Annotated in this window: 12 protein-coding genes; 11 read left to right on the plus strand and 1 reads right to left on the minus strand. The window is 43.8% G+C overall.

All coding sequences use genetic code 11. The features are described from left to right. Positions 1-475 precede the first annotated feature (475 nt). The 11 genes from B5G11_RS12700 to B5G11_RS12750 all read left to right on the plus strand — a co-directional run bounded on the left by B5G11_RS12700 (position 476) and on the right by B5G11_RS12750 (position 15,155). Positions 476-1,768, plus strand: coding sequence for an IS110 family transposase (locus B5G11_RS12700; protein WP_087254357.1), 1,293 nt, complete (start codon positions 476-478; stop codon positions 1,766-1,768). 859 nt (positions 1,769-2,627) lie between these two features. Continuing rightward, positions 2,628-3,365 carry an AraC family transcriptional regulator gene (locus B5G11_RS12705; protein ID WP_144289702.1) on the plus strand — a complete coding sequence of 246 codons (738 nt, stop codon included), beginning with the start codon at positions 2,628-2,630 and terminating at the stop codon, positions 3,363-3,365. 130 nt (positions 3,366-3,495) lie between these two features. Next, on the plus strand, positions 3,496-4,539 hold the full coding sequence (gmd, locus tag B5G11_RS12710) for a GDP-mannose 4,6-dehydratase (protein ID WP_087254362.1): 1,044 nt from the start codon (positions 3,496-3,498) through the stop codon (positions 4,537-4,539). A 44-nt stretch (positions 4,540-4,583) separates the two neighbouring features. After that, on the plus strand, positions 4,584-5,528 hold the full coding sequence (locus tag B5G11_RS12715) for a GDP-L-fucose synthase (protein WP_087254365.1): 945 nt from the start codon (positions 4,584-4,586) through the stop codon (positions 5,526-5,528). Positions 5,529-5,560: 32 nt separating this feature from the next. After that, on the plus strand, positions 5,561-6,877 hold the full coding sequence (locus B5G11_RS12720) for a sugar phosphate nucleotidyltransferase (protein ID WP_087254368.1): 1,317 nt from the start codon (positions 5,561-5,563) through the stop codon (positions 6,875-6,877). A 4-nt stretch (positions 6,878-6,881) separates the two neighbouring features. Then, entirely contained in the window at positions 6,882-7,862 is a 981-nt protein-coding gene (locus B5G11_RS12725) for a type I phosphomannose isomerase catalytic subunit (protein ID WP_087254371.1), read from the plus strand. Between the two features lie 47 nt (positions 7,863-7,909). Beyond that, positions 7,910-9,583: a phospho-sugar mutase gene (locus B5G11_RS12730; RefSeq protein ID WP_087254374.1), complete on the plus strand. Its 1,674-nt coding sequence runs from the start codon at positions 7,910-7,912 to the stop codon at positions 9,581-9,583. 74 nt (positions 9,584-9,657) lie between these two features. After that, positions 9,658-10,902 (plus strand): nucleotidyltransferase family protein, encoded by a 1,245-nt coding sequence (locus B5G11_RS12735; protein ID WP_087254377.1) that lies wholly within the window; start codon positions 9,658-9,660, stop codon positions 10,900-10,902. Between the two features lie 41 nt (positions 10,903-10,943). Beyond that, positions 10,944-11,537, plus strand: a complete 594-nt coding sequence (locus B5G11_RS12740; protein ID WP_087254378.1) for a VanZ family protein — start codon at positions 10,944-10,946, stop codon at positions 11,535-11,537. A gap of 161 nt (positions 11,538-11,698) precedes the next feature. Continuing rightward, the gene (locus B5G11_RS12745; RefSeq protein ID WP_087254381.1) at positions 11,699-13,393 is read left to right on the plus strand and encodes an AAA family ATPase; all 1,695 of its coding nucleotides are present in this window, start codon (positions 11,699-11,701) and stop codon (positions 13,391-13,393) included. 31 nt (positions 13,394-13,424) lie between these two features. Next, the gene (locus B5G11_RS12750) at positions 13,425-15,155 is read left to right on the plus strand and encodes an AAA family ATPase (protein ID WP_087254384.1); all 1,731 of its coding nucleotides are present in this window, start codon (positions 13,425-13,427) and stop codon (positions 15,153-15,155) included. 111 nt (positions 15,156-15,266) lie between these two features. On the opposite strand, the gene B5G11_RS12755 is transcribed toward B5G11_RS12750, so the two are convergent. Then, positions 15,267-17,315: a penicillin-binding transpeptidase domain-containing protein gene (locus B5G11_RS12755; protein WP_087254387.1), complete on the minus strand. Its 2,049-nt coding sequence runs from the start codon at positions 17,313-17,315 to the stop codon at positions 15,267-15,269. Between the last annotated feature and the right edge of the window lie 159 nt (positions 17,316-17,474).

Consider the following 17,474-nt stretch of genomic DNA (forward strand, 5'->3'; position numbering starts at 1 on the left):
GCTGCGGATATAAGGGCTGACTCACTTACGGGTGGTCAGTAACATTGCGGAGATTCTCAGTACAGAAAATCAGAAAATGATGTACATACCAAAAAATTTTGCACATGGATACCTAACTCTCGAACCTAACATACTCATACAGTGGTGTGTGGATGCAGACTTCTGTGCTGATGCCGTACGATATGCGCGCTGGAATACAATTGAAATTCCATGTCCTGGTAATATAAAGGAATATGTAATCAGTGAGGAAGATAGGAATGGGATTAAGTTGAAAGAATGAAAAGAACTAAACGAACTGAAGGATTTGCAAGAGTTGAGATAATTGTTTTGAAATTTCATAAAGGAGCTTCCTGTATAATTCAAATATAGGGAATCCCATGAAAGGTGGTTGAGAAAAAAGGATACCTCAGAGTAAAATAAGATTTGCTGACTTTGAGCGGTTAGTAAAATCTTATAAAACAGAGAGGTATCTAAAATGAAGTATAACACACAAAACGCAAAAATTGCATCTATTACGGAAGAAACTTTAATCCTTGGGATTGATGTCGGAAGTGAAACTCATTATGTAAGGGCATTCGACTGGCGTAATTATGAATTTTCTGATAAGCCACTGGCATTCAGCAATGATGAAGCCGGGTTCCTGACATTCATAGCGTGGGTCGAGGATATCAAAGAGAAATCAGGCAAAACTGCTGTGATCCCCGGAATGGAACCAACAGGACATTACTGGTTCAATCTTGGGAAGTTCCTGCAGGACAGCGGGATGAGACCAGTTCATGTGAATCCGCACCATGTAAAAAAATCGAAGGAAATGGATGACAATAATCCGGAGAAGAATGACCGTAAAGATCCAAAAACCATTGCTGCACTGGTGAATGAAGGACGTTTTTCCTGTCCTTATATTCCTACAGGGGTTTATGCAGAGATCCGGAGCCTTTCAAACCTGCGCTTCCAGACACAGGAAGAGATCACAAGGGTTCGAAACCGAATCGCGCGATGGATCAGTATCTATTTTCCTGAATATAAAGACGTTTATGGGAAACTGGATGCAGTAAGCGGGATGATGGTGCTTAAGGAGGCTCCGCTTCCGATGAGGATCAAAGAACTGGGAGCGGAAGGGATCAACCAGATCTGGCGGAACGCAAGGCTGAGAGGCGCCGGGATGAAGAGGGCAAAGACCCTGTTATCGGCAGCGGAGCACAGCGTTGGGAGCCAGGAAGCACCGGAAACAGCATCCTTGGAGATCCGAAATCTGTTGGAAGACTATGAGAAGTATGGCAGGCGTATGGAGGAGCTGATGGCTAAGATAGAAGAAAAGATCAAGGAAGTTCCATATGTAGATAAACTTCTAGAGATCAAAGGGATCGGGCTGAAAACGGTATGTGGATTTATCTCAGAAGTTGGCGATCTGAGCAGGTTTGATGATCCGAAGCAGTTACAGAAGCTGGCGGGATATGCGATTGTGAAGAACAGCTCAGGGAAGCATGCAGGCGAAAGCCATATCAGTTACCGGGGACGGAAGAGGCTGAGATATGTGTTGTATGAAGCGGCGATATCCGTGATAGGGAAAAATGGCGAATTCAGGGAGATTCACCGGTATTATCAAACAAGGGATAAGAATCCCCTGAAAAAGATGCAGTCGGTCGTAGTGATAGCATGTAAAGTTCTTCGAGTCTTCTATGCCATACTGACAAAGGGAGTAGAGTATGATGGGGAAAAGATGCTGCGTGATATCAGGAGGCCGGGAATGAGTGCCCAGGCAGCATAAGAAGATAAGTCATCGTAAGAAAAGCTGACGTGGCTGAAGTGAGTGGTCAGATCAAAAGAGACTCTGGCCGTAGAGTTCAGCCACGCCGGAGAGGAAGCAGCTGACTGAAAAGCAGAAAGGCAGAACGTGAGAGGGAAACGTCCGCTGGGAACAGCGCTGTCACGGGAAGCCGGTCAGTAAATGTTATGATTACAAAGAATGAGCCAGTAGTCGGCGGGAATATTTTCCATAGGGCAAGACCCTGGCAAGGAGCTAAGCTGACACCCTGGTTATGGGCAGGCGGGACGAAGGAAGTGAGGACCAGTGCAGAAATGTACAGAGATCCTGGTAGACACGGGAGGTGCGCTGCCATAGATGGATGGGTATACAAAAGGCCATGTAAAGCGGAAAAGAGAGACGTTTTATTTCGTATACCCATAACCACCTATTTTTGTACCAGATACAGAAAATGCTCATGATCGAGGCTCGTTCATCTGAGATAGGAACTTAGAAATCCCTTGATTTTAAGGGGAAAAACACTTGACTAAATAGGGAGGAGAGTAGATTGTTAGATTCATTGTTTTCATATTCCAGTATTAACCCTGTTTCTTCCAACCGTATCATTTACACTCCATCAACCTTCGCCCGGTCCTCTCTCATCCATCTGCAGGAAACAGGAACATTGCAGGCTGTCTATCCACATAAAAACGAAAGAAGTGGCTTAAGTTCATGCCTTTTCTTCACAGTTTTAAGCGGCGATGGGAAGCTTACCTATGAAGGAAAGCAGTACAAGCTAAGTCCCGGTACCTGTGTGTTTATCGATTGTAAAAAAAAGTATAGCCATGAGACTGGCTTCAACGTAACCACAGAAGAATATCAGATGATTTCCACACGTCGCGGTAATGTAACGATTGCGGAAAGTGATAACGGTAGACAGGGTGGTAATGAGGAAAAGACGGATAGATTGTGGTCCCTTCAATGGTGCCACTTTTACAGTCCCAACATGGGTGCTATCTACCGTAAATATCAGGAACGAGGCGGAAAGCCAGTGTTTCAAACGAACCAGTTAGACACTTACCACCGAATTCTGGATGAACTATACAATATTGCTTCCTCACCAGATTATGTCCGAGACATGCGTATCCATGAGAAACTTTCCTCGTTATTAATTCTCTTGATGGAAGATGCCTGGGATGCAGATAAGAGAGCGGAAACGAGTTCAGACACCATTGATATCCAGAAGGTGAAGGAATATCTGGATGCAAATTTCAAAGAGAAAATCACTTTGGACGATCTGGCGTCCCGCTTCTATATCAGTAAGTATTATCTTCTGGAGTTATTTAAGGAGCGTTACGGGGTAACGGTCAATGCTTATCTGAATCAGCTGCGGGTAACCTACATTAAGAAACAGCTGCGGTTTACGGATGAAACCGTGGAACGGATTGCGGAAGAACTACATATCGAACCAACTTATTTAAGCAGATTGTTTAAAAAGATGGAGGGAACAAGTCCAAGTAAATTCCGAAAAACATGGAGAGGCTCTGGAACTGCCAGACAGCGAGAAGAGCGAAATTCGGAAACCGAAGAAGAGAAACAGAAAAAGCTGCACAATATTTGAGTGAGGCTGTGAGCCAAAACCCAATATTGTGCAGCTTTTTACCATGATAGGAAATTCATTTTCGTGTTTGCTCTGGCTACAATAACTACCAGAACACAAAAACTGATGAAAAACAAAGGAGTTTTGAACAATGAGCAAAGTTGCATTGATTACAGGTATTACAGGGCAGGATGGATCCTATCTTGCAGAATTTCTTCTGGAAAAAGGATATGAAGTTCACGGGATTGTACGAAGAGCATCGATTTCCAATACAGGAAGAATCGACCATCTGTTGGATAAGATCACACTGCATGATGGGGATTTATCAGACTCTTCTTCCTTGATTCGCATTATCAATATCGTTCAGCCGGATGAGATTTATAATCTGGCTGCCCAGAGCCATGTACAGGTATCTTTTGATGTACCGGAGTATTCCGGAGATGTGGATGCGATTGGTGTTCTTCGTATTCTGGAAGCAGTGCGTATTTTAGGGCTGACGCGGAAAACGAGAATTTATCAGGCATCTACTTCTGAATTGTATGGGAAAGTAGAAGAAGTACCGCAGAAAGAAACGACTCCATTTCATCCGTACAGCCCTTATGCAGTTGCAAAGCAGTATGGCTTCTGGATTACAAAGGAATACCGGGAAGCGTATGGGATGTTCGCAGTAAACGGTATCTTGTTTAATCATGAATCCGAACGCCGTGGTGAGAATTTTGTTACAAGAAAAATTACGCTGGCAGCAGGACGGATTGCAGAGGGACTGCAGGATCATCTGGAACTCGGCAACATGGATTCTCTCCGTGACTGGGGATATGCAAAAGATTATGTAGAATGTATGTGGCTGATTATGCAGCAGAAAAAGCCGGAGGATTTCGTGATTGCTACCGGCGTACAGCATACGGTTCGTGATTTTACGGAAAAAGCATTTGCGGCCAATGGAATTACAATCCGCTGGGAAGGAAAAGGACTGGACGAAAAGGGATATGACGCCAACACTGGAAAAATGCTGGTATGTGTCAATCCAGCCTGGTTCAGGCCTACAGACGTAGATAATCTCTGGGGTGACCCGACAAAGGCCAAAACAGTTCTTGGATGGAATCCGCAGAAGACAAGTTATGAGGAACTTGTTGAGATTATGGCAAAACATGATCGTGAACTTGCAAGACGGGAAAAAGCGATGAAAAACGCATAGATAATTGTGAGAAATACATTTTTTATAGAAAGAAGAGAAGCGAAATGATGGAAAAAGACGCAAAGATTTACGTTGCAGGACACAGAGGAATGGTTGGATCAGCCATTGTTCGTGAATTGCAGCGTCAAGGTTACAATAATATTATTACACGTACACATGCAGAACTGGATCTGTGCCGTCAGGAGGCAGTAGAGCAGTTTTTTGCCGAGGAAAAACCGGAATATGTCTTTCTTGCAGCTGCGAAGGTGGGAGGAATCGTTGCTAACCAGAGTGCGCTGGCAGATTTTATGTATGACAATATGATTCTGGAAATGAATGTCATTCATTCTGCATGGAAAAATGGATGTAAGAAGCTGGAATTTTTGGGAAGTTCCTGCATTTATCCGCGGATGGCTCCGCAGCCGATGAAGGAGAGCTGTCTTTTGACAAGTGAACTGGAAAAAACAAATGAAGCATATGCGCTGGCTAAGATCAGTGGACTGAAATACTGCGAATTTTTAAATAAGCAGTATGGAACCGATTATATCAGTGTGATGCCGACCAATCTGTACGGCCCGAATGATAATTATCATCCGACTCACAGCCATGTACTTCCGGCATTGATCCGCCGGTTCCATGAAGCAAAAGTGGAAGGAAAAGAGAGCGTAACATGCTGGGGTGATGGTAGTCCACTGCGTGAATTTTTATATGTAGATGACTTGGCAAACCTTTGTGTATTCTTAATGAATCATTATAGCGGAGATGAGACCGTCAATGCAGGTACAGGAAAAGAACTGACAATTAAAGAACTGACAGAACTAGTGGCAAAGGTAGTTGGATATACAGGAAAGATTGAATGGGATCCATCCAAACCAAACGGAACTCCAAGAAAGCTGCTTGATGTTTCGAAAGCCACAAAACTTGGCTGGACATATCGGACAGAGTTGGAAGAGGGAATTCGTCTTTCCTATGAGGACTTCCTGAATAACCCGATGCGTGCAGAAAGATAAGAACCTTGTAATGGTACAAAGGAGAAAGAAACATGAATATTGTATTATTATCCGGCGGTTCGGGAAAACGTCTCTGGCCGCTGTCAAATGATATTCGTTCCAAGCAGTTTATCAAGATTTTTCGAACAGAAGACGGAGAGTACGAATCCATGGTTCAGCGTGTCTACCGACAGATCAAAAGTATTGATGCAGAAGCTACGGTAACTATCGCAACAAGTAAAACACAGGTTTCGGCAATCCATAATCAGCTGGGAGAAGAGGTTGGAATTTCGGTAGAACCGTGTCGTAGAGATACCTTCCCTGCAATTGCTCTGGCAACAGCATATCTTGCTGATGTACAGGGGGTAGGTCCGGAAGAGCCGGTTGTAGTATGCCCGGTGGATCCTTATGTGGAAGATGATTATTTTGAAGCATTGAAAAAACTTTCTGATCAGGCAGAAAAAGGAGAAGCCAACCTTGTTTTGATGGGAATTGAACCAACGTATCCATCTGAAAAATATGGCTATATCATTCCTGAGACAGCTGATCAGACCGCTTTTGTATCAACTTTCAAGGAAAAACCCTCGGCAGAGACTGCAAAAGAGTATATTGCACAGGGAGCTCTTTGGAATGGAGGAGTCTTTGCGTATCAATTAGGATATGTTCTGAAAAAGGCGCATGAATTGATTGAGTTTACGGATTATCAGGATTTGTTTGCAAAATACGATACACTCACAAAGATTTCTTTTGATTATGCAGTTGTAGAGAAAGAAGAAAAAATTCAGGTTCAGCGGTTTCCGGGACAGTGGAAGGACATCGGAACCTGGAATACTTTGACAGAAGTGATGGGAGATGCGGTAATCGGAAAAGGTGTTCTGAATGAGGAGTGTTCCGGAGTTCAGATCGTCAATGAAATGGATGTTCCAATTCTTGCAATGGGGCTTCACGATGTGGTGATCTCCGCTTCGCCGGAAGGGATTCTCGTTTCGGACAAAGAGCAGAGTTCCTATATTAAGCCATACGTAGATCAGTTTGAACAGCAGATTATGTTTGCGGAAAAATCCTGGGGAAGTTTTCAGGTCATTGACGTAGAGGCGGAAAGCCTTACGATTAAGGTTACTTTAAATGCAGGGCATTCCATGAATTATCACAGCCACAGAAATCGGGATGAGGTCTGGGTTGTTATCAGCGGGACAGGACGAACGATCGTGGATGGAATGGAACAGAATGTCCAGGCTGGGGATGTGATCACAATGAGCGCCGGATGCAGGCATACGATTCTGGCAGATACCGAATTAAAACTCATCGAGGTACAGCTTGGAAAAGACATCAGTGTAGAGGATAAGCAAAAATTTGAGTTAGAACAGTAAAATTATGAGAAAGCAACCATTATTACTGCGGCCTTCCGGAAAAGATTATCTTTGGGGAGGCAACAGACTGAATGACGAATTTGCAAAGAATATAGAGTTAAGTCCATTAGCTGAGACATGGGAATGCAGTACACATCCGGACGGACCGTCTTATGTTATAGGAGGCAGTTTTGATGAAATGGAGTTGACAGAGGTCATCAGACAGCATCCGGACTATCTGGGGATACGGCATGCAGGCAGAAAGGAACTTCCGATTCTCATTAAATTGATTGATGCCAAGAAGGATCTTTCTGTTCAGGTGCATCCGACGGATGCTTATGCCAGAGAGCATGAACATGGACAGCTTGGAAAGACAGAGATGTGGTATGTTTTGGATGCCAGTAAGGATGCAAAGCTTGTTTACGGACTGAGTCATGATGTTGACGAGCCGACCATCAGGAAAGCGATCTGTGAAGGCACGATTATGAAGTATCTGCAGCAGGTACCGATTCGAAAGGATGATCTTTTCTTCATCGAAGCGGGGACGATTCATGCGATCGGAGCCGGAGCTTTGGTAGCTGAAATACAGGAGAACTCTAATCTGACCTACCGGTTATATGATTATGACCGGATTGACAAAAATGGGAAGAAACGGGAATTGCATATAGATAAGGCGATGGCGGTAGCGAATTTGAAAAGCAGTGCGGCGCCAAGGCAGCCTTTACGGGTATTGAAGTACCGGCCGGGAGTGGCGAATGAACTTCTTTGCCGCTGTAAATATTTTGAGGTGTATCGCATGATCGTAAACACGGATCGTCGGCAGATCGTTCGATACCGGGCCGATGAAGTCAGTTTCCGGGTTCTCCTTTGTGTGAAGGGTTGCGGTATGATTCGCTATGAAGGCGAAACGCAGATGTTTTATAAGGGAGATTGTATTTTTGTACCGGCAGATTCTATGGAGTTGACCCTTCACGGCTGCGCACAGTTTTTAGATGTGAGAGGATAAGAAACAGAAAACGGAAAATTCGGACAAAACGCCGACAAGGAGGATATATGGATTATAAACAGGAATATGAACGATGGCTTCAATATGCCACAGAGGATCAGGATATTGTAACGGAATTGAAAGAAATGAGGGAAGAGCAGATCGAGGATGCTTTTTACCGAAACCTTGCATTCGGGACAGGGGGGCTTCGTGGAACAATCGGTGCAGGAACAAATCGTATGAATGTCTACACGGTTGCGAAAGCATCTCAGGGACTTGCCGACTATCTCGTAAAGCATTTTGAAACGCCTTCTGTGGTAATTGGATACGATTCCAGAATCAAATCAGATATGTTTGCCAAAGTAGCTGCGTCTGTGTTTGCTGCAAATGGGATTTGTGTACGGATCTGGCCGGAACTAAATCCTGTTCCAACAGTTTCTTTTGCAACAAGGTATCTTCATGCAAGTGCAGGGGCGATGATTACTGCAAGTCATAACCCGGCCAAATATAATGGTTACAAGGTATATGGATTCGATGGATGTCAGATTACGACCGATGCGGCGGCAGAAATTTTGAATGAAATTGAGAAGCTGGATTTATTTACGGATGTAAAGAGAACCAAATTTGAAACAGCTTTGGCAGACGAAAAGATTCAATATATCGAGGATACGGTGCTTGACGATTTTCTTTCTGAAGTGAAAAACCAGTCTGTTTTATATGGTGAAGAAGTGAATAAGAATGTAGCAATTGTATATTCTCCGTTGAACGGATCGGGACTGAAACCGGTATTACGAGCCCTAAAAGAGTCTGGATACACGAATATAACTGTGGTGAAAGAACAGGAAGAGCCGGATGGAAATTTCCCAACCTGTCCTTATCCGAATCCGGAGATCAAAGAAGCAATGAAGCTTGGAATGGAGTATGCAAAACAATGTAATGCTGATTTGCTTCTTGCCACAGATCCGGATTGTGATCGTGTTGGAATTGCTGTAAAGGATAAACAGGGAGAGTATGTTTTGCTTTCCGGTAATGAGGCTGGAATGCTGCTTCTTGATTATATTTGCTCTCAGAAGAAAAAGCATGGAAAAATGCCGGAAGACCCGGTGATGATCAAAACGATTGTCACAACGGATATGGGCGAGCAGATTGCGGAACATTACCATGTGCGTACAGTCAATGTGTTGACGGGATTTAAATTCATTGGAGAACAGATCGGGTTGTTGGAGAAGCGGGGAAAAGAAGATTCCTACATTTTTGGATTTGAAGAGAGTTATGGGTATTTGACAGGTACTTACGTGCGGGATAAAGATGGTGTGAATGGTGCGTATATGATCTGCGAGATGTTTGCATATTACGCTTCTAAAGGAATCAGTCTTCTGGATAAACTGCAGGAACTCTATGAAATATATGGTTACCGGTTGAATACGTTGCATTCCTATGAATTTGAAGGCCCCTCAGGTTTTAAGAAAATGCAGGAAATTATGGCAGAATTCCGCAATGGATTAGATACCATTGGGCCGAAGAAGGTTGAGAAAGTGCTGGATTATGAAAAAGGGCTGAATGGTCTTCCGAAATCGGATGTTCTGAAATATCTGCTGGAGGATCAGTGTTCGGTTGTTGTGAGACCTTCCGGCACAGAGCCAAAACTGAAAGTGTATGTTTCAGTTTGTGCAGAAAGTAAAGAAGAGGCATCTGTTTTGGAGCAACAGATAACAGAACATTTACGGATGTTTTTTGCATAATGCTTTATCGTATCGATATGGTATTCAACAAAAAAATTTTGATCCGAAAATAACCAGGCTAAGTCTTGGATGATATGGGAAAGGACATTCACATGAACACTCAACAGCGTGACTTTTTAAAAATCATTTCCGCAGCTTTGATCAATCAGCCGCCTGATTTTCAGGGCTATCAGTTGCCTGAAGACTGGAAGCGTTTATATAAGATCAGTTCCGAACAGAAACTATCACCAATGATCTATGATCAGCTGTATCGTCTGCCGGCCTTTCAGAAAGTTCCGGTGTCATTACAGCAGAAGTGGATGAGTGAAGCAGTTGCAACGGCTGGCAGGCAGGTGATCCAGACGGAATCTTTCGCACGGGTTTGTGACGAACTGACCAGGCGGGGGATTCGTTACGTAGTACTGAAGGGAATTTCCTGCAGAGTCTGGTATGCTCACCCGGAGCTTCGTCCGTCTGGAGATGAGGATATCCTGATTGACCCGGAAAATCTGAAAGTCTGTCATGAAGTATTACGGGAACTTCATTTTACAAATGAGGAATCGATCAATGTACCGGATATTGAGGAGGAGCAGGAGATCACGTATCTTGCGCAGGATGGTTCACTCTATCTGGAAGTTCATCTGAATGCGATCGGAAAAGAAAATGCGATGCAGAAACAGCTGAATGAGCAGTTTATGAATTTATTGGATAAGACGGAACAGATTACATTCGAGGGACATGACTTTTTCGTACTGGAGCCGAATGAGCAGATGATTCAGCTGATGTCACATTTTTACAAGCACCTCTATGGATCTGGAGTGGGAATCCGCCAGATGATCGATCTGCTTCTTGGCATCCAAAAGCTTTCCGAATGGATTGACTGGGACAAATTTGAACAGTTCCTGAAAGAGCATCATATGCAGAAACTGTTTGCCGCAATCCTGAATGCGGGGACAGATTATCTGCATCTGGAGCTTGAAAATATTCCGGGCACGTTTATCCGCAAAAAGGTTCGCCCGGAAGCACTGTTGGATGATATGTTTGCAGGAGGCATTTACGGCTTCGGGGAGAATAATGACAGGAAACTTTCCGGATTTACCGCGGTGGAAATAGATTCCGGAGAAAACAAATGGAAAAGGATTCTTTTTCCATCCAGGATACGACTGGGAGACCGTTATCCTAAATTGAGAGAAAAACCATACCTATATCCGTATTTCGTTGTGAAACGATGGTTTGAACTGTTTCTGGAATACGGATCAGGAAAGGAGAAACGGGAACTCCTGAAGAAACGGATGAGTATTGCAGAGAAACGGAAACAAGTGCTAAACTATTACCGATAACCTTGTTAACAAATTAGAAAGGAACCTTCCGGGAGGTGATCATGATTTCTATCCTTCAAACAATTTTGACCAACATTCTCAAAGCCATATATGAGCCTTTTGGCTTTGCAGTTCTTCTTGCCATATTTTTTATGTTTTTCTATCTGTTCGCCAAAGCGACCAGCTGGAAACGGGCGGTGAAGATCTGGCTGGAAATGTTTCGGAAGTCATCCGAATTCCGAAAGATGTTCCTGTTTGTTTTTTATGTGGCGCTGATGCTCTTCCGGACGCTGTTGAACAGAAGTATCTGGAGCAACCCGTTATCCAATGTGATGGGAGGATGGGGACTGAACGGAGATGATGGTAAGCTGAGCACAGAGGCAGCTGAGAATGTCTTTCTTCTTATTCCGTACATCCTGCTTCTGTTCTGGACGTTCTCTCATAAACTATGGAAAACCAGAAAAGTGACATGGATGCTGGCATCCGCTCTGGGAATCGGTTTTGGGACATCCCTTGGAATTGAATTTCTACAGCTGCTTCTCTGCCTGGGGACCTTCCAGCTTTCCGATCTGTTTTACAATACGCTGGGAGGAATTTTTGGCGGTATGATCTATGTGACAGCAATGAAGGTCAAGGAAGCGTGGAAGGTAAGATAAGGATACTCCCAACCTTGACCGCTTTCCATCTTCATGATAAAGTAAAGCATAACAGGTGAATGATGTCCTTTTAAAATCTGGCTGGGCAGCTGCCCTTTCCAGACAGAAAAGAGGACATCCTATTGTTTATGTCACTGGCATCGGAAAGGAGAATGGGGAGGATGAGAAAGAAACTTCCTATCGGCATCGATGGATTTGAAAAAATCAGAAGTAATGATTTTTATTATATTGATAAGACAATGTTCATTAAAGAACTTTTGCAAAATTGGGGCGAAGTGAATTTATTTACCCGTCCCAGACGTTTTGGTAAATCTTTGAATATCAGTATGTTGAAATCTTTTTTTGAGATTGGAAATGATCCAACTTTATTTGAAGGACTGAAGATCGCAGAGGAAAGGGAACTATGCGAAAAATATATGGGGAAGTTCCCGGTGATTTCTATCAGCCTGAAAAGTGTGGACGGCTTGAATTTTCAAACAGCGTTGGCAGCACTAAAGACAGTAATTGGAAATGAAGCCAAAGGTTTTCGTTTTTTACTTGAAAGTCCGTTTTTGGATGAGAAAGATAGAACGGCGTATGAACGTCTCATTAATGTAGACAGTCAAAGTGAAGCGAGTTATGCTATGTCAAATGCTACATTGATCGACAGTTTGAATACACTTTCCAGGTTGTTGAAGCAACATTACGGTCAGAGTGTCATCCTGCTGATCGATGAGTATGATGTTCCATTGGATAAAGCGTTTCAGTCCGGATATTATGATGAGATGGTAAATTTCATCCGTAATCTGCTTGGCAATGCGCTGAAGACGAATGACAGTCTGTATTTTGCGGTGCTTACAGGGTGTCTCAGAATCTCCAAAGAAAGTATTTTTACCGGACTGAACAACCTGAAAATACATACGATATCCGATGTCCGGTATGATGAATATTTTGGTTTTACGGATGCAGATGCAGATGAAATCTTGCGCTTTTATGGTTTGACGTCATATAAGAATGTGATACGGGAATGGTACGATGGATATCGTTTCGGTAAAGTGGATGTATACTGCCCATGGGATGTGATTAATTATTGTGATGTTTTGCTGGCAGATCCGGAAGCCGAACCTGAGAATTATTGGGCGAATACAAGTGGGAATGATCTTGTCCGTCGTTTACTGGGAAGATCGGACCAGACCACACGGAATGAAATAGAGCAGTTGATCGGCGGGGGTACGATTACGAAAACACTCCGGCAGGAACTGGCTTGCCGGGATGTGGAGGACTCGATTGATAATGTTTGGAGTGTTCTGTATTCCACTGGATATCTGACCCTGAAAGAACGCCTGAATGGAAAGCAGGTGAAACTGGCGCTTCCGAACCGGGAAGTAAGGGAATTGTTTATTGATCTGGTAAAGGAATGGTTTCAGGAAACAACCCTTGCGGATTCTGCGAGGATTCATCGATTCTGCGCGGCATTCCCGGCTGAAGATGTATCCACAATTCAGGACATGCTCCATGATTATTTATGGGATTCGATCAGCGTGCGTGATACAGCAGTGCGAATGAATAGGAAAGAGAACTTTTATCATGGAATGGTATTGGGACTGTTGCAAAGCCAGGGAAGATGGAGGGTTCAGTCCAATGATGAGACCGGGACAGGATACAGTGATATTTCTATCAGCACTCGGGAGCGGACGGGGATTGTGATCGAAATAAAATATGCAAATGATGGTAATTTAGACGGGGCCTGTGCGGAAGCATTAAAGCAGATTGAAGACAGAAACTATGCAGAAGGTCTCCGGCGTCGGGGAATGAAGAAGATCATCAAGTACGGAATGGCATTTTACAAAAAGGAATGTATGGTTGTAAAGGCCTGATTGTAATGCTGGGAGAAAGGCTGGTCAGCAGATGAGTAATGTGAATAAGAAAAAACTGCCGGTAGGAATCGAAAGTTTTGAAAAGATCCGTACACAGGATTTTTATTATGTAGATAAAACGGTAATGATTCGGGATTTGATTCAAAGATGGGGCGAAGTGAATCTGTTTACGCGTCCAAGACGTTTTGGAAAGTCGCTGAATATGAGCATGTTAAAAGCTTTTTTTGAAATCGGCGGTAATCGGGCGCTGTTTGATGGTTTGAAGATTTCGGAGGAGAAAGAGATCTGTGAAGAGTATATGGGAAAGTTTCCTGTGATTTCTATCAGTCTGAAGGATGTGGAAGGATCCGACTATGATGTTGCACGTACACTTTTATGTTCTGTGATTGGAAATGAAGCACTTCGGTTTTATGAACTTCTTAAATCCAGTCCAAAACTGAATGAAGTGGAACGTCGGCAGTATGAACAGCTAGTCTGTACAGACCATGAACAGAGGGGCAGTTTCGCAATGTCGGATTCAGTATTGATGGGAAGTTTAAAGACCCTTTCTTCACTTTTGGAGAAACACTATGAGAAAAAAGTGATCCTTCTGATTGATGAGTATGATGTTCCGCTGTCAAAAGCCAACGAGCAGGGATATTATAATGAAATGGTGTTTTTGATGAGAAATCTGCTTCAGCAGGTTTTGAAAACGAACTCCAGCCTCTATTTTGCAGTGCTGACAGGTTGCCTGCGCGTGGCAAAGGAGAGTATTTTCACTGGACTAAATAATTTCAAGATTTATTCTATTACAGACGTTCGGTTTGATGAATATTTTGGGTTTACGGACAGTGAAGTAAAGGAAATGCTGGCATATTATGGACAGGAAGCGAAAGTTCAGACTGTCCGGGAGTGGTATGATGGCTATCATTTTGGAACGTTGGATGTCTACTGCCCGTGGGACGTCATCAGTTATTGTGATGATTTGATAGATGATAAAGACGCTGCGCCAAAAAATTACTGGATCAATACGAGCGGAAATGACGTTGTACGTCACTTCATTGAAAAGATGGGAAATGGAGTGATGAAAGGTGAAATGGAAGCGCTGATTGATGGGAAGGAAGTAGAGAAAGAAATTCATGAGGATTTGACGTATCATGAGATTTATGATTCTGTGAATCACTTATGGAGTATGCTTTTTATGACCGGGTATCTGACCAGACAAGAGCCTGCAGATGGTGATCGATATAAGCTGGTAATTCCAAATCTGGAGATTAGAAGTATCTTCATCAGACAGATTATGGCGATGTTTAAGAAAGAAGTTGCAAAGGACGGGAAACTTCTGGAATCTTTCTGCAATGCATTGGAGCAGGGGAATGCTGCCGAAGTAGAGAAGCTCTTTAGTTCTTATTTGAAGAAATCCATCAGCATTCGGGATACGTTTGTACAAAAGACATTGAAAGAAAACTTTTATCACGGCATCCTTCTTGGAATACTGGGGTATAAAGATGGCTGGATTTTGAAATCCAATAAGGAATCCGGAAATGGATACAACGATATCTGGATTTACGATGAAGAAAAGGAACTTGGCATAATTATAGAAGTCAAATATGCAGAGGAAAGTCAGTTTGAAGTCGTCTGTCGGGAAGCCATTGCTCAAATCGATAAAAACAGATATGCGGAAGAATTACGGGAAGAGGGCTGCCACTCGATTCTGAAGTACGGCATTGCCTGTTATAAAAAGCGGTGTCAGGTTACTGTAGTAAAAGAAAAAGTAGAATAATAAGACAAGGGGCCGTCAGGAAATAGACGGTTCTAAACAGGGGAAGGTTTGGCTCGCATGAGTCACACCTTCCCCTGAAATGTCAAAATCATCATTTCCCCGCTTCATCCATCATGATCCCAGATACTCATCCAACACAGCATCATCCTTTTCCACAACATACGTACTTCCGCCTTTATCTTCTACATGTTCCACCATGCTGACAAGTAGTACCGGTTTGGCTGCATTCGGATCAGTGGTGAAGACGCTGAACCAGCCGATTTCCTGACCGGTAGTTCCCTGCTCGGATTTGAGCTCCGCAGTTCCGGTTTTTCCTGCGAGTTCCGCATCGTTGCGGTGTGCCGCATAGCCGGAGCCGGCCCGGTTGTTGACTACGGATTTCAGATCTTCTGTGAGAATGGATGTATTCTCCTGAGAGATCGCGTTTTCAATCCAAACGGTAGCAGACGGATTGTCTTTGTAAATCAGGTAAGGCTGAATCATGCTTCCGTTATTGGAAAAGGCCGTATACATGACAGCCAGATGAAGCGGATTGGCCAGTACCTGTCCCTGTCCGTAACCGCTGTCGGCAAGCTGAATCTCCTCGGTGATGGAGCCGTCGTTGTCGTACTGGGACTGGGACATCTTGATCTCAAACGGAACAACCTGATTGAAACCAAATTTGTCCAGACCGGCGGTAAACTTGTCTGCTCCGAGATTCAGAGCCGCCTTGGCAAAGAAAATGTTATCTGAGTAAATCAGTGCATTTTCCAGAGTACCCGGTGAATAGTCCTGCAGGGTAGTGACATAGTAACTGCCCCAGCTTGCGTCTTTCTGCCAGCTTGTGCCATTGCTTCCATAATCCTGATTCGGATCGATTGTTCCTTCTGCCAGACCGATGGCTGCTGTAAACGGCTTCAACGTGGAGCCCGGAGCGAAGGTCTGACGGAAGCGGTTGTAAAGAGGCTGGCTTTCGTCATTGTTCAGCGTATCCCACTGATCGGTAGTAAGACCGAGAATGAACTGGTTTGTGTCGTAGGATGGTGTACTTACAAGGGCAAGCACCTCGCCGGTGTACGGGTTCATAGCGACGGAGCAGCCTTCATCTTCCTGGAACTGTTCGTACAGAGACTGCTGCAGTGTAATATCAATGGTCAGCCGGATATCCTCACCATCTGTCTTTTCCTGATAGGCGAGAACAGACTTCTGTTCCCCGTTTTCATCTTCGATGACTATGGTATAACCGTTTTTCCCGCGTAGTTCGTCTTCATACAGAGATTCCAGCCCGCTTTTTCCGATGACGCTGTCAGAAGAGTATCCTTCGTCCGGATGTTCTTCCAGATCTTCGGCAGTGACGCTGGACACGTATCCGATCAGATGTGCGGCGGCTTCTCCGTAAGGGTAGTTTCTGACTTCTACAGTAGAGAGCATCACACCGGAAATCTCGAGAAGCTGGCTTCGAAGATCCGCATCGGAAGCGGAGATGGTTGTCAACGGCACGAAAGAGTCATCTGTCACCCAGCCCTGTGAGAGTTCGGATTCGATGGCGTCACTGGTCATCCCGAGAAGTTCTGCCAGTGTCTCAACGTCCGCAGAATGATCTTCGTTCATCTCTCCAGGAACAAGACCGACGGAATATGCGGTGCCGGTACCTGCAAGTACGACATTGTTTCGGTCAAGGATCTGGCCTCGTGCGGCCTCATCGGTGTAGATCCTTACTTTATCCGTCGAAGTCAGCTCTGGAAAGATCACGCTGTCATCCCAGACAAGGACGGTCCCCTTTTCGCTGTCGTTTGTAAATCGGGCTGTATTATCATAGGAAATTTCTCCTGCGAGCGTTGTCAAAGTAACCGAATAGGAAACACTGTCCTTTTCTTCGGATTTGATCTCTACTTTGATATCGGAACAGCCGATTCCTTCGTAAATGTTCTGATTTCTTGAAATGAAATCATCTTTGGAGACATCCCCGGTATCTACAAGATTGTACATCTTTTCATAATCCTGTGAAGTGATATAGGAAAAATAATTCTTCAGAATATCGGAAGGATTCTCTCCTGTACCGCGCAGACGGAAGAAAAGAAATACTCCTGCTGCGATTATGACAATGACTGCCACAATCAGGATCACGGGAAGAACCATGGATTTCTTCCGGGAAGAAGAACGTCTTCTTTTTCGACTCATAAAATGCAATTCCCTCCTTATAAATATAGAATGCAAAAGTATCATATTCTTATTTCATTATATCGGATTTCTATTTGCTTTTCAGCAACTTAAGGAAAAAATAAGAAAAAGTGACAGGACATACTTTTTTCAAAATTTCATCACATGATCACCACAATG

The sequence above is a fragment of the Drancourtella sp. An57 genome (assembly GCF_002161525.1).
Lineage (GTDB): Bacteria > Bacillota > Clostridia > Lachnospirales > Lachnospiraceae > Sellimonas > Sellimonas catena.